This window comes from Polaromonas sp. YR568, assembly GCF_943371715.1.
Classification (GTDB): Bacteria; Pseudomonadota; Gammaproteobacteria; order Burkholderiales; family Burkholderiaceae_C; genus Polaromonas.
The window spans coordinates 29,945-44,077 of record NZ_CALRVW010000011.1; the positions used below are offsets into that span (position 1 = coordinate 29,945).

Genomic DNA, 14,133 nt, shown 5'->3' on the forward strand with positions numbered 1-14,133 from the left:
GGTCTTTCGCCACCGTCTTTCCTCAACGCCATCATGAACAAAACCGTTTTTGCCGTCCTCAGCAGCGCCTTGCTGCTGGCAGCCTGTTCCAAGCCAGCTCCGCCCGAAGAGCCGGTGCGTGCCGTCAAGGTCATGACCGTGGGAACGGATTCCTTCGATACCGCTTACGAGTTTGCCGGCGAGGTCAAGGCCCAGGTCGAGTCGCGGCTGGGTTTTCGGGTCGGCGGAAAAATCATCCGGCGCCAGGCTGAACTCGGCCAGCGCGTGAAGGCGGGGCAGGTGCTGGCCCAGCTGGACCCGCAGGACTACAAGCTGGCCGCCGATGCGGCGCGCGCCCAGGTCGCGGCGGCGGCCACGCAGCGCGACCTGGCCTCGGCCGACTACAAACGCTACAAGGAACTGCGGGACCAGAACTTCATCAGCGGCGCCGAACTCGAGCGCCGCGAGACCACGCTCAAGGCAGCGCAGGCCCAGCTGGAGCAGGCGCAGTCGCAACTGGCCGTGCAGGGCAACCAGGCCACTTACGCCGTGCTGGTGGCCGACGTGTCGGGTGTGGTCACGGCCGTGGAAGCCGAAGTCGGGCAGGTGGTCTCGGCCGGCACGCCGGTGCTGCGCATCGCCGCCGACGGCCCGCGCGATGTGGTGTTTTCCGTGCCCGAAGACAAGGTGGCGGCCATCAAGGTCGGCATGCCGGTCAAGGTGCGGGTCTGGGCGCAGAACGCCGGGCTGGAAGGCAAGGTGCGCGAAGTGGGCGCCAGCGCCGACCCGCTGACGCGGACCTATCCGGTCAAGGTGGCGCTCGCCACCCAGGATCCGCCGGTGCTGGGCGCCACCGTCTACGTGCAGCCGCAGGGCCTGAGCGCCGCGGGCGTGCAGGTCATCAAGCTGCCAACCACCGCCCTGCGCCAGGAAGGCCGGTCCACGGCGGTCTGGGTGCTGGACAAGGCCAGCATGACGGTGAAGTCGCAACTCATCGAGGTGGCCACGGCCGACGGCAATGAAGCGGTGGTGGCTTCGGGCCTGCAGTCCGGCATGCTGGTGGTCAGCGCCGGCGTGCATGTGCTCTCGCCCGGTCAGAAGGTCACAATTTATCAGCCGAAAGTGGCTGCAGCCCTTGCTCCACCTGCGCAGACAGCTATCAATCCGGTAGCATCTGCCGCCGCGGCCACGCTGCCCCCGGTCGCAGCACCTGCCGCGAAGTGAGGCCGGCATGACCCAAGTACAACCGAAGGACGGCTTCAATCTGTCCAAATGGGCGCTGGACCATCCGGCGCTGACGCGTTACCTGATGGTGGTGCTGATGCTGCTCGGCTTTGCCGCCTACTTCCAGCTCGGCCAGGACGAAGACCCGCCGTTCACCTTCCGGGCCATGGTGGTGCGCACCTACTGGCCGGGCGCCACGGCGCAGCAGGTGGCCGAGCAGGTGACCGACAAGATCGAGCGCACGCTGCAGGAAGTTCCGTTTGCCGACAAGATCCGCAGTTACTCCAAGCCCGGCGAGTCGCAGATCATTTTCCAGATCAAGGACTCGTCGAAAGCCGCCGACGTGGCGGGTGTCTGGTACGCGGTGCGCAAGAAGATCGGCGACATGCGCGGCACGCTGCCCGGTGGCGTGGTCGGGCCGTTTTTCAACGACGATTTCGGTGATGTCTACGGCGTGATTTACGCGCTGCAGGCTGACGGCTTCAGTTATGCCGAGCTCAAGACCTTTGCCGACGAGGTGCGCCAGAAACTGCTGCGGGTGCCCGATGTGGCCAAGGTCGAGCAGTTCGGCGTGCAGGACGAAAAGCTCTTCATCGAGATTTCGCAAAAGCGCCTGGCCCAGCTCGGGCTGGATTTCAACCAGGTGCTGAGCCAGCTCGGCCAGCAAAACGCGGTGGAGTCGGCCGGCGCGGTGCAGACACCGCTGGATGTGGTGCAGGTGCGGGTGGCCGGGCAGTTCGAAGCGGTCGAGCAACTACGCGCCATGCCGATACGCGGTGCCTCGGGCAGCCAGTTGCGGCTGGGCGACATTGCCGAGGTCAAGCGCGGCTACGTCGATCCGCCTGCCGTCAAGGTCCGGCACCAGGGCCGTGAAGTCATTGCGCTCGGTATCTCCATGGGCAAGGGCGGCGACATCATTGCCCTGGGCAAGGCACTGAAGGCGACCACCGCCGGCATTGCAGCCGGCCTGCCGGCCGGCATCGAGCTGGTGCAGATCCAGGACCAGCCGACCGCCGTGGCGACCTCGGTCAATGAGTTCGTGAAGGTGCTGATCGAAGCCGTGGTGATTGTGCTGGCCGTGAGTTTCATCGCGCTGGGTTTTCACCGCCGGCCGGGGCAACACCCGCTGTGGAAGCGTTACTACATCGACATGCGGCCCGGTCTGGTGGTCGGCATCACGATTCCGCTGGTGCTGGCCGTGACCTTTCTGGCCATGAACTACTTCGGCATCGGCCTGCACAAGATCTCGCTGGGTTCGCTGATCATCGCGCTGGGCCTGCTGGTGGACGACGCGATCATTGCGGTCGAAATGATGGTGCGCAAGATGGAGGAGGGCTACGACAAGGTGCGCGCCGCGACTTTTGCCTATGAAATTACCGCCATGCCCATGCTGACCGGTACGCTGATCACGGCGGTCGGCTTTTTGCCGATCGGCATGGCCAAATCGGCCGTGGGTGAATACACTTTCGCGATTTTTGCGGTCACCGTGATCGCGCTGGTGCTGAGCTGGATCGTGTCGGTGTATTTCGTACCCTATCTGGGGACCTTGCTGCTCAAGGTGCCGCCACATGTGCAGGAGGTGGCCGCCGGACAGGACAGCCCGCACGAGATGTTCGACAGCCCCTTCTACAACACGTTTCGCCGGGCAGTGAACTGGTGCGTGCAGTACCGCTGGGTCACGATTGGCGCGACGGTGCTGTTTTTTGCACTGGGCATTGTCGGCATGGGCAAGGTGCAGCAGCAGTTCTTCCCGGATTCGAGCCGGCGCGAGATCATGGTCGATATCTGGTTCCCGGAAGGAACCTCGTTTGCCGCCAACGAAATGACGGCCAAACGTGTCGAGGCGCGCCTGCTCCAGGAAGCCGGCGTCAGCTCGGTCAGCACCTGGGTCGGCTCGGGTGTGCCGCGTTTTTACCTGCCGCTGGACCAGGTTTTTCCGCAGACCAATGTGTCGCAATTCATCGTGCTGCCGCAGGACCTGAAGGTGCGCGAATCGCTGCGCATCAAGCTGCCGGCGCTGCTGGCCCAGGAGTTCCCCGAGGTGCGCGGCCGCATCAAGCTGCTGCCCAACGGACCGCCCGTGCCCTACCCGGTGCAGTTCCGCGTGGTCGGCATCGACCCGCTGGTGCTGCGCGAGCGTGCCGACGAGGTCAAGGCCGCGCTGCGCGAGAGCCCCAACACCCGTGGTGTCAATGACAACTGGAACGAGTCCGTCAAGGTGCTGCGCCTGGAAGTGGACCAGTCCAAGGCGCGCGCTTTGGGCGTGACCAGCCAGTCGATTGCCCAGGCATCCAAAACCATCCTGGCCGGCACCAATGTGGGCCAGTTCCGCGAAGGCGACAAGCTGATCGACATCGTGCTGCGCCAGCCGCAGGACGAGCGCAACGCCATCACCGACATTGCCAACGCCTACCTGCCGACGGCGTCAGGCAAGTCCATCCCGCTGACGCAGATCGCCAAGCCGGTGTTCACCTGGGAGCCGGGCGTGATGTGGCGCGAGAACCGCGACTACGCCATCACTGTGCAAAGCGACATCGTCGAAGGCCTGCAGGGCGCCACGGTGACCAACCAGCTCTTGCCAGGCCTGAAGGCGCTGGAAGCGAAGTGGAAGCAAACCGGGATGGGCGGCTACCGCATCGAGGTTGCCGGCGCCGTCGAGGAAAGCAGCAAGGGCTCGGCCTCGATCGCCGCCGGCATCCCCGTCATGCTGTTTCTGACCTTTACCCTGCTGATGCTGCAACTGCACAGTTTCAGCCGCGCCATGCTGGTCTTCCTGACCGGACCGCTGGGCATTGCCGGCGTGGCCGGGGCCCTGCTCCTGCTGGGCCGGCCCTTCGGCTTTGTGGCGCTGCTCGGCGTGATCGCACTGATGGGCATGATCCAGCGCAACTCGGTGATCCTGATCGACCAGATCGAGCAGGACCGGGCCGCCGGCGTGCCCGCCTGGGATGCGATCGTGGAGTCGGCGGTGCGGCGCTTGCGCCCCATTGTGCTGACCGCCGCTGCTGCCGTGCTGGCCATGATCCCGCTGTCGCGCAGCGTGTTCTGGGGACCGATGGCGGTCGCCATCATGGGCGGCCTGATTGTGGCCACGGTGTTGACCCTGCTGGCCTTGCCGGCGATGTACGCTGCATGGTTTCGTGTCAAACGGGAAACACCGGCCGCGGCCTGAGCTCACCCGCCGGAGGGCTGGGCGCTGAATTGGCGGCCGATACAGGCTAAAATAGAAAGTTGACCGATTTCAGGCGGGGGTCCACAAGCCGAAAAGCTGAGGATTCCCGTTTTTATTTCAGGCGCGCGGGTGGCGAAATTGGTAGACGCACCAGGTTTAGGTCCTGACGTCCGCAAGGATGTGCGGGTTCGAGTCCCGCCCCGCGCACCACGATTGAGACTTTCAGGACGATGGCCGCACCGGCTGACCGGTGCGCCCGTCTGTCTTTTACACATTTTTCGGATATTTAGGAGTAGATCATGGCCGTGACTGTTGAAACCCTTGAAAAGCTGGAGCGCAAGATCACTTTGACGCTGCCTGTCGGCACCATCCAGTCCGAAGTGGACGCGCGCCTGAAACGCCTGGCCCGCACGGTCAAGATGGACGGTTTCCGTCCCGGCAAGGTACCGATGAACGTGGTCGCCCAGCGTTATGGCTACTCGGTGCATTACGAAGTCATGAACGACAAGGTCGGCGAGGCTTTTTCCGTGGCCGCCAACGAAGCCAAGCTGCGTGTGGCCGGCCAGCCGCGCATCAGCGAAAAGGAAGGCGCGCCCGAGGGCGAGCTGGCGTTTGACGCCATTTTCGAGGTCTATCCGGAAGTCAAGATCGGCGACCTGGCCAGCGCCGAAGTTGAAAAAATCACCGCCGAAGTGACCGACGAAGCCATCGACAAGACGGTGGATATCCTGCGCAAGCAGCGCCGCACCTTTGCCCAGCGCGCCATCGACGCGCCAGCGCAGGACGGCGACCGCGTCACCATCGACTTCGAAGGCAAGATCGACGGCGAGCCGTTTGCCGGCGGCAAGGCGGAAGCGTTCCAGTTCCTGGTCGGCGAAGGCCAGATGCTCAAGGAATTCGAAGACGCGGTACGCGGCATGAAAAGCGGCGAAAGCAAGACCTTCCCGCTCAATTTTCCCGCCGACTACCATGGCAAGGATGTCGCCGGCAAACAGGCCGACTTCATGGTCACGGTCAAGAAGATCGAAGCCGCCCACCTGCCTGAAGTCAACGAAGCCCTGGCCAAATCCCTGGGCATCGCCGACGCCACTGTCGAAGGCCTGCGCGCCGACATTCGCAAGAACCTCGAGCGCGAAGTCAAGTTCCGCCTGCTGGCCCGTAACAAAAACGCCGTCATGGACGCGCTGCTGGCCCACGCCGAGCTCGACGTGCCCCAGGCGATTGTCCAGTCCGAACTGGACCGCATGGTGGAAGGCGCCCGCGCCGACCTCAAGCAGCGGGGCATCAAGGATGCCGACAAGGCGCCGATTCCCGATGACATCTTCCGCCCACAGGCTGAAAAGCGCGTGCGCTTGGGCCTGGTGGTGGCCGAACTGACCCGTACCAACGACCTGTTTCCCAAGACCGAGCAGGTCAAGGCCCACGTCGAAGAACTGGCTTCTAGCTACGAAAAACCGGAAGACGTGGTGCGCTGGTACTTCAGCGACGAAAAGCGCATGGCCGAGGTCGAGTCCGTCGTGATTGAAAACAATGTCACGAATTTTGTGCTGGGCAAGGCCAAAATCGTCGAAAAATCGGTGCCGTTTGATGAATTGATGGCGCAGAACTGAAGCGGACGGCGGGCCACCGGCCCGGCACAACGCTGATTTCTGGTGCAGGGGCTTGCGGCTGAGGCTTCAAGCCCCATTTATTTTGGGTAAAGTAGTCCCAACATTTGGAGAAAACATGAACATTTACAGCAGTGCACAGGACATCCAGGGCCTCGGCATGGTGCCGATGGTGATTGAACAGTCGGGCCGCGGCGAGCGGTCCTATGACATTTATTCGCGTCTGCTGAAGGAGCGTGTCATTTTTCTCGTGGGCCCGGTCAATGACCAGACGGCCAACCTGGTGGTGGCCCAGTTGCTCTTCCTCGAGAGCGAAAACCCGGACAAGGACATCTCGTTCTACATCAACTCGCCGGGCGGTTCCGTGACCGCCGGCATGGCGATTTACGACACCATGCAGTTCATCAAGGCCGATGTGTCCACCCTGTGTGTGGGCATGGCGGCCAGCATGGGCGCCTTTCTGCTGGCGGCCGGCGCCAAGGGCAAGCGCTTTTCGCTGCCCAACTCGCGCGTGATGATTCACCAGCCCTCGGGCGGCGCGCAGGGCCAGGCCACCGACATCGAGATCCATGCCCGCGACATTCTCAAGACGCGCGAGCAACTCAACCGCATCCTGGCCGCGAATACCGGGCAGACGGTCGAGAAAATCGAGCGCGATACCGAACGTGATTACTTCATGTTTGCCGAAGAGGCGAAAGCTTACGGCGTCGTGGACCAGGTGATTGCCAAGCGCCCCTGAACGAGCGTTCGCTTTCCCTGGTTGCAACATAGCAACGGCGTTTCTGTAACAGGGGACGCCGTTTTTATTGGCCGCTCCCCCAGAGCCGGCCGAGGCCTGTTTTGCCGTGGGTAGGGCCAGGTTTATTTGGTTATCATTAGCTAACACGTCCCACGGGCACCCAAAGGCATTACATTCATGGCCGATAAAAAAGGCTCTTCCAGCGAAAAAACCCTGTACTGCTCCTTCTGCGGCAAAAGCCAGCACGAAGTCAAGAAGCTGATTGCAGGGCCATCGGTTTTCATCTGTGATGAATGCATCGATCTGTGCAACGAAATCATCCGCGATGAACTGCCCGCCGGCGATGATGTGCGCGAAACGCGTGGCGACCTGCCGACTCCGCTGGAAATCAAGGCGACGCTCGATGGTTACGTGATTGGTCAGGAGCCGGCCAAGCGCACCTTGGCCGTTGCTGTGTACAACCACTACAAGCGCCTGCGTCACAAGGAAAAAGCCAAAAAAGACGATGTGGAGTTGACCAAGAGCAACATCCTGCTGATCGGGCCCACTGGTTCGGGCAAGACGCTGCTGGCGCAGACACTGGCCCGCACGCTCAATGTTCCTTTCGTGATGGCCGACGCCACCACGCTGACCGAAGCCGGTTATGTCGGCGAAGACGTCGAGAACATCATCCAGAAACTGCTGCAGAGTTGCAACTATGAAGTCGAGCGCGCGCAGCAGGGTATTGTCTATATCGACGAAATCGACAAGATTTCGCGCAAGTCCGACAACCCTTCGATCACGCGTGACGTGTCGGGCGAGGGCGTGCAGCAGGCGCTGCTCAAGCTGATCGAGGGCACGATGGCCTCGGTGCCGCCGCAGGGTGGCCGCAAGCACCCGAACCAGGACTTCCTGCAGGTAGATACCACCAACATCCTGTTTATCTGCGGTGGGGCTTTTTCGGGACTGGAAAAAGTCATCGAAAACCGCACGGAATCGTCCGGCATCGGTTTTGGCGCCTCGGTGAAGAGCAAAAAGGCCCGCAGCCTGACCGAGGCCTTCAAGGACGTGGAGCCGGAAGACCTGATCAAGTTCGGCCTGATCCCCGAACTGGTGGGCCGCATGCCGGTGGTCGCTACCCTGGCCGAACTGACCGAGGACGCGCTGGTGCAGATCCTGACCGAACCCAAAAACGCCGTCGTCAAGCAGTTCAGCAAGCTGCTGTCCATGGAAGGGGTTGATCTGGAGATCCGCCCCTCGGCGCTCAAGGCCATTGCCCGCAAGGCGCTGGCCCGCAAGACCGGCGCCCGCGGCCTGCGCTCCATCCTGGAGCAATCCCTGATCGACACCATGTTTGACCTGCCCAATACCAGCAATGTGGAAAAAGTGGTGGTTGATGAGTCGACGATCGAGGAAAACAAGCCGCCACTGCTGGTGTACCGTGAAGCCGCCAAACAGGCCTGAGGCCGCACCCGGCGAAGAAGGCCCCGGTTGTGTGGCGCCTGAAGTGGCATAAATGGGCGGCAGGCTTGAAAAGTGGCTGCTGTTCCCCACTTTCGAAATAACTGTTTTCACCGATACTGAAAATCCCCGGACGCCCTGGCGCCACGGTTTTCGTTACAGGCCTACCTTTAAGGGTTGATATGTCCGCACAAACCACATTGCCTTCCAGCCCCATCGACCTGCCGCTGTTGCCTCTGCGTGACGTGGTGGTGTTTCCCCACATGGTGATCCCGTTGTTCGTCGGCCGACCCAAGAGCATCAAGGCCCTGGAGTCGGCGATGGAGGCCGAGCGCCGCATCATGCTGGTGGCGCAGAAAGCCGCCGCCAAGGACGAACCGTCTGTCGAGGACATGTTCGGGGTCGGCTGCGTGGCCACGATTTTGCAGATGCTCAAATTGCCGGACGGCACGGTCAAGGTGCTGGTCGAAGGCCAGCAACGCGCAGTCGTCAACAAGATCGAAGAGGGTGAGGCTCACTTCAGCGCCAATGTGACGCCGGTGGAGGCGGCCGTGCTCACGCCCGGCGACAAGACCAGCGAGACGGAAGCGCTGCGCCGCGCCGTGATGCAGCAGTTCGACCACTACGTCAAACTGAACAAGAAGATTCCACCGGAAATCCTCACCTCCATTTCGAGCATCGATGATGCCGGCCGGCTGGCCGACACCATTGCCGCGCACCTGCCGCTCAAGCTGGACGCCAAGCAGGTCATCCTCGATCTGGACAACGTCAAGGCTCGTCTCGAAAACCTTTACGAGCAGCTCGAACGCGAAGTCGACATCCTCAATGTGGACAAGAAAATCCGCGGCCGCGTCAAGCGCCAGATGGAGAAAAACCAGCGCGACTTCTACCTGAACGAGCAGGTCAAGGCGATCCAGAAGGAGCTCGGCGAGGGTGAAGAGGGCGCGGACATCGAAGAGATCGAGAAAAAGATCAAGACCGCCAAAATGCCGCAGGAAGCGCGGAAAAAGGCCGAGAGCGAGCTGAAAAAGCTCAAGCTGATGTCACCGATGTCGGCCGAGGCGACCGTGGTGCGCTCCTACATCGATGTGCTGACGGGCCTGCCGTGGAGCAAGAAGACCAAGATCAAGCACGATCTGGCCAACGCCGAGGCGGTGCTGGACGAAGACCACTACGGCCTGGAAAAGGTCAAGGACCGCATTGTTGAATACCTCGCGGTGCAGCAGCGCGTCGACAAGCTCAAGGCGCCAATTCTCTGTCTGGTCGGCCCTCCGGGCGTCGGCAAAACCTCGCTCGGCCAGTCGATTGCCAAAGCCACGGGGCGCAAGTACGTGCGCATGGCCTTGGGCGGTATGCGTGACGAGGCCGAGATCCGCGGGCACCGGCGTACCTACATCGGCGCGCTGCCCGGCAAGGTGCTGCAGAGCCTGACCAAGGCCGGCACGCGCAACCCGCTGTTCCTGCTCGACGAGATCGACAAGCTGGGCACCGACTTCCGTGGCGACCCTTCCAGCGCACTGCTGGAGGTGCTGGACCCTGAACAGAACCACACGTTCGGCGACCACTACGTCGAGGTCGACTTCGACCTCAGCGACGTGATGTTCGTGGCCACCTCGAACTCGATGAACATCCCGCCGGCCTTGTTGGACCGCATGGAGGTGATCCGCCTGTCGGGTTACACCGAAGACGAAAAGACCAGCATTGCCATGCGTTACCTGCTGCCCAAGCAGCTCAAGAACAACGGCGTCAAGGAAGACGAGCTGGAGATCAAGGAACAAGCCGTTCGCGACATCGTGCGTTATTACACACGTGAGGCCGGTGTGCGCTCGCTTGAGCGCGAACTGTCCAAGATCTGCCGCAAGGTGGTCAAGGGCATCCAGCTCAAGAAGATGGTGCCCAAGGTGGTGGTTACTGCCGACAACCTCAATGAGTTCCTGGGTGTACGCAAGTTTGACTATGGCCGCGCCGAGCAGCACAACCAGGTCGGCCAGGTGGTCGGTCTGGCCTGGACGGAAGTCGGCGGCGATCTGCTGACGATCGAGGCGGCCATGATGCCGGGCAAGGGCGTGATCACGCGCACGGGTTCGCTCGGCGACGTGATGAAGGAGTCCGTGGAGGCCGCGCGCACGGTGGTGCGCAGCCGGGCACGGGTGCTGGGCATCAAGGACGAAATGTTCGAGAAGCGTGACATCCACATTCACGTGCCCGACGGCGCCACCCCCAAGGATGGTCCGAGCGCCGGTGCGGCGATGACCACGGCGTTTGTATCGGCCATCACCGGCATTCCCGTGCGCGGCGATGTGGCGATGACCGGCGAGATCACGCTGCGCGGCGAGGTGACGGCGATCGGCGGTCTGAAGGAAAAACTGCTCGCGGCTTTGCGCGGCGGCATCAAGACCGTGTTGATCCCTGAAGAGAACGCGAAGGACCTGCAGGAGATTCCGGAGAACGTGAAGAACGGTCTCGAGATCGTGCCTGTCAAATGGATTGACCAGGTGCTGCAGATTGCACTGGTGCGCCAGCCGGTTCCGTTGCCGGACGACGAGCCCGCTGTGGCAGCAGCAGCGCCTGCCGCACCGGCGGTGGAAGTCGCGGGCAGCATCAAGCATTAAGTATTCTGCAAATTTTTCAAGTTTCTTCGCGAAGCACAAAAAAGCACGCTATAATTCGAGGCTGATAACGCGGGAGTAGCTCAGTTGGTAGAGCGCAACCTTGCCAAGGTTGAGGTCGAGAGTTCGAGACTCTTCTCCCGCTCCAATTCGAAAAGGGCAGCACTTAAAAATGCTGTCCTTTTTCATTGGTGGCAGTTCACAAGCGATTCAGTAGAATCATCCTGTTGGTTCTACTGAAGGCAGACAGATTACGGCGCGGTAACAAAGCGGTTATGTACCGGATTGCAAATCCGAGTAGGTCGGTTCGACTCCGGCCCGCGCCTCCATCATTTTTTTCAGCCCCCTTCCAGGGGCTTTTTTGTTCGTCAGCATGTCCCCGGCCTGAGTGGTGAAATAGGTAGACACAGCGGACTTAAAATCCGCCGCTTCGTGAAAACGGGCGTACCGGTTCGATTCCGGTCTCAGGCACCAGCCCCCAGGAACACCGCCGCGCAGGCCTTGCCGGTGTGCTGGTGATGCCCATTTCAGACCGCAACTGGTTAAGATAGATTCCATGGCCCGCTACACCACCCCTCCTTTCGAAATACACGTCCACGGCGAAGTGCCGTTGCGTGAGGATGTCGGCTTTGAGCAGCTGCAGGAAGCCCTGAAGCCGCTCTGGAAATACGCGGGCGCCAAGTCGCTGGCCGACGGCGCCGCCAGCACCTATGAGGAAGAGCCCGGCATACGCTTCGATGTCCACCAGCATCTGCTGCAACTGTGCTGGACGGTGCCCGGTGACGAGGATTTTCGCCAGGTGCTCGACGAGGTCTGCATGGCCCTGAACGAGCTGGCTGCCAGCGGTGCGCCCATTGAAGTCACTTTCTACGATGCAGATTTTGACGAGGACGAGGAGCCCGACGGCGAAGAAGCCCGGGATGACTTCGCGATGTATTTTGTCGGCCCCACGCCGGCTGCCATCATGCAGGTCCAGCGCGACCTGCTGGTGCAGGACATGATCGGCCTGATGGAGCGGCATTTTGATGCGTCCGAACTCGGCGATGTGGTGTCCGCTGTCGACAAGTTGTTCGAGCAGCGTTTTGATGCGCTGGTCAGCTCCATGCAGCTGGGCCGGCCTCCGCGCGGAATGGGCGGTCCGCAGGGCGGCTCAGGCCACGGCGGCGGCGGACGCAAGCCGCGGCATCTGCATTAGGGTTAAGACCCGGGCGGGGCCGTAGTGCTCTTGCTGGGGCCGGGAAATCCCAGCCCGCGCAGGTAGACCTCCACCACGTCCCGTCCCAGGGACACCAGGTCGAAGTCGGTGCTTTCCAGCAACCAGCTCTGGATCAGGCCATCGATGATGGCATGCAGACCCTGCGCCGCCGCAGCTGTCGGCACCGCCAGTTCCAGCGCATGGTGCCGGGCGGCCGCCTCGAAACCACGTTCCACCTGCGCCAGAAAGTCGCTCCGGCTCTTCAGGTGACGCAGCCGCAACGACTGGAGCTCGCCGACATATTCCACCTTGTGGGTGGCCACTTCGAAGACGCGGCGCGTCTGCGGGTCGCTCGCGATACGCCGCAGCGCCTCGCCCACGCCGCTGCGAATGCGTGCGAGCGGGTCGGTGTGCGCGTTTTGCTCCTCCCGGCCTTCTTGCCCCAGCTGATCCTGAAAGGTCTTTTCAAGGGGCAGGGTGACCCGTTCCATCATCGCGTTGAAGAGATCGGCCTTGTCCTTGAAGTGCCAGTAGACCGCGCCGCGGGTGGCGCCCGCCCTCCGGGCGATGTCCTGCAGGCTGGTGCGTGAGACGCCCTGCGCCTGGAACAGGTGCTCGGCCGCATCGAGCAGCTTGTGGCGGGTGGCCAAGGCGTCTTCTTTGGTTCGTCGGACCATGCTTCTTCTCCTGAAAACAGGTTTTCAAGCGGGTTTATCTATACATTCATAAACGTATGTAAACTATAACACTCGCAAAAACCCTTATTCTTTTGCCTTTCGTCCGATGGAGCCGCCTGGCCGTTGCCATCAGGCCTGCCATCCAGGACCCATCTTTTGCGCTTCACTCCAGAAAATTCGAGGATCAGCATGCCCATGTACCGCGTCAAGCAGCCCTTTGAGGCGCTCCCCTCCAGCAATCATCAGTGGCTGCTGGCCGCTGCGATGGTGTCCCTGCTTCTTGCCGGCTGTGGCAAGGGCGCCGGCGAGGCGCCCGCCGCTCCCCCGCCCGCGCAGGTGGGGGTGGTGACCGTGACCCAGGGCGACGTGGGTCTGGTGACAGAACTGCCCGGACGGCTCGAGGCCTCCCGCGTGGCGCAGGTGCGGGCGCGCGCCGCCGGCATTTTGCAAAAACGGCTGTTTCGTGAAGGCAGCGACGTGAAAGCAGGGCAGCCGCTGTTCAGCATTGATGCCGCGCCCTATGCCGCCGCCGCGGCCAGTGCCAAAGCCGGCCAGGCCCGTGCTGAAGCCAATCTGGCGCAGGCCACGGCGCTGGCGCAGCGCTACAAGCCGCTGGTGGAGGCCAACGCCATCAGCAAGCAGGAGTTCGCGAACGCAGTGGCGGCGCAGAAGCAGGCCGAAGCCGATGTGGCCGTGGGCAGGGCCAATGTGCAGACCGCCAGTATCAACCTCGGTTATGCCTCGGTGACCGCCCCGATCTCGGGCCGCATCGGACGCGCCCTGGTCACCGAAGGCGCGCTGGTCGGGCAGGGCGACGCGACCCAGCTCGCGGTGATCCAGCAGATCAACCCCATGTACGTCAACTTCACCCAATCGGCTTCGGATGTGATGAAGTTGCGCGCTGCCATGGACAGCGGCCAGTTCAAGCGCGCCAGCGGCGGCGATGCGGTCAGCGTGCGTATCGTGCTCGAGGACGGCACGGAGTATGCACGTCCCGGCCGCCTGCTGTTTTCGGACCTGACGGTCGACGCCACCACAGGGCAGATCACCCTGCGCGCCGAGGTGCCCAACCCGAGCGGCCAGTTGCTGCCCGGGCTGTTTGTGCGGGTGCGCCTGGAGCAGGCGCAGGCCACCAATGCCATGACCCTGCCGCAGCAGGCCGTCACGCGTTCGGGACAGGGCGACACGGTCATGGTGGTTGATGCCGAAGGCAAGGTCTCGACGCGGCCGGTGAAAATCGGTTCCGCCAAAGGCAACCAGTGGGTGATTCTCGAGGGGCTGAAAACCGGCGAGCAGGTCATGGTCGACGGCTTCCAGAAACTGCGCCCTGGCGCCAGCGTCAAGCCCGTGCCCTGGCAGCCTGCAGGTGCAGCGTCCGCTGGTGCGGCTTCAGCGCCGGCCGCAGCCACTGCCTCCGCACTGGCGGCACCTGCTGCACCCGCTGCAGCGTCCGCCGCGCCTGCTGCCTCCGCAGCCGCCAAATAAGGAGCG

Annotated in this window: 9 protein-coding genes and 4 tRNA genes; 12 read left to right on the forward strand and 1 reads right to left on the reverse strand. The window is 62.5% G+C overall.

Features of this window, described 5'->3' with window-relative positions; genetic code table 11:
• Positions 1–33: 33 nt before the first annotated feature.
• The 11 genes from AAG813_RS10005 (at position 34) to AAG813_RS10055 (ending at position 11,965) form a co-directional block, all read left to right on the forward strand.
• Positions 34–1,203 (forward strand): efflux RND transporter periplasmic adaptor subunit, encoded by a 1,170-nt coding sequence (locus AAG813_RS10005; RefSeq protein WP_341914454.1) that lies wholly within the window; start codon positions 34–36, stop codon positions 1,201–1,203.
• Between the two features lie 7 nt (positions 1,204–1,210).
• A complete protein-coding gene (locus AAG813_RS10010; protein WP_341914456.1) occupies positions 1,211–4,375 on the forward strand; it encodes an efflux RND transporter permease subunit in 3,165 nt (1,054 codons plus the stop codon).
• A gap of 123 nt (positions 4,376–4,498) precedes the next feature.
• A tRNA-Leu gene (locus AAG813_RS10015) sits at positions 4,499–4,585 on the forward strand.
• Positions 4,586–4,674: 89 nt separating this feature from the next.
• Positions 4,675–5,985 carry a trigger factor gene (tig, locus tag AAG813_RS10020; protein ID WP_341914459.1) on the forward strand — a complete coding sequence of 437 codons (1,311 nt, stop codon included), beginning with the start codon at positions 4,675–4,677 and terminating at the stop codon, positions 5,983–5,985.
• A 115-nt stretch (positions 5,986–6,100) separates the two neighbouring features.
• Entirely contained in the window at positions 6,101–6,721 is a 621-nt protein-coding gene (gene clpP, locus AAG813_RS10025; protein ID WP_341914461.1) for an ATP-dependent Clp endopeptidase proteolytic subunit ClpP, read from the forward strand.
• Between the two features lie 177 nt (positions 6,722–6,898).
• Positions 6,899–8,164 carry an ATP-dependent Clp protease ATP-binding subunit ClpX gene (gene clpX, locus AAG813_RS10030; RefSeq protein WP_096699741.1) on the forward strand — a complete coding sequence of 422 codons (1,266 nt, stop codon included), beginning with the start codon at positions 6,899–6,901 and terminating at the stop codon, positions 8,162–8,164.
• A 179-nt stretch (positions 8,165–8,343) separates the two neighbouring features.
• Positions 8,344–10,773: an endopeptidase La gene (gene lon / locus AAG813_RS10035; protein WP_341914465.1), complete on the forward strand. Its 2,430-nt coding sequence runs from the start codon at positions 8,344–8,346 to the stop codon at positions 10,771–10,773.
• A 69-nt stretch (positions 10,774–10,842) separates the two neighbouring features.
• Positions 10,843–10,918 (forward strand) — tRNA-Gly (locus AAG813_RS10040).
• Positions 10,919–11,025: 107 nt separating this feature from the next.
• A tRNA-Cys gene (locus tag AAG813_RS10045) sits at positions 11,026–11,099 on the forward strand.
• Between the two features lie 53 nt (positions 11,100–11,152).
• A tRNA-Leu gene (locus tag AAG813_RS10050) sits at positions 11,153–11,244 on the forward strand.
• Between the two features lie 82 nt (positions 11,245–11,326).
• The gene (locus tag AAG813_RS10055; protein WP_341914467.1) at positions 11,327–11,965 is read left to right on the forward strand and encodes a DUF6806 family protein; all 639 of its coding nucleotides are present in this window, start codon (positions 11,327–11,329) and stop codon (positions 11,963–11,965) included.
• A 2-nt stretch (positions 11,966–11,967) separates the two neighbouring features.
• Here the strand turns inward: AAG813_RS10055 and AAG813_RS10060 are convergent, their stop codons facing one another.
• Complete coding sequence (locus tag AAG813_RS10060) at positions 11,968–12,642, reverse strand: TetR family transcriptional regulator (protein ID WP_341914469.1); 675 nt, start codon at positions 12,640–12,642, stop codon at positions 11,968–11,970.
• 195 nt (positions 12,643–12,837) lie between these two features.
• Between AAG813_RS10060 and AAG813_RS10065 the strand changes: the two genes are divergently transcribed.
• Positions 12,838–14,127 carry an efflux RND transporter periplasmic adaptor subunit gene (locus AAG813_RS10065; protein ID WP_341914621.1) on the forward strand — a complete coding sequence of 430 codons (1,290 nt, stop codon included), beginning with the start codon at positions 12,838–12,840 and terminating at the stop codon, positions 14,125–14,127.
• The last annotated feature ends 6 nt before the right edge of the window (positions 14,128–14,133 follow it).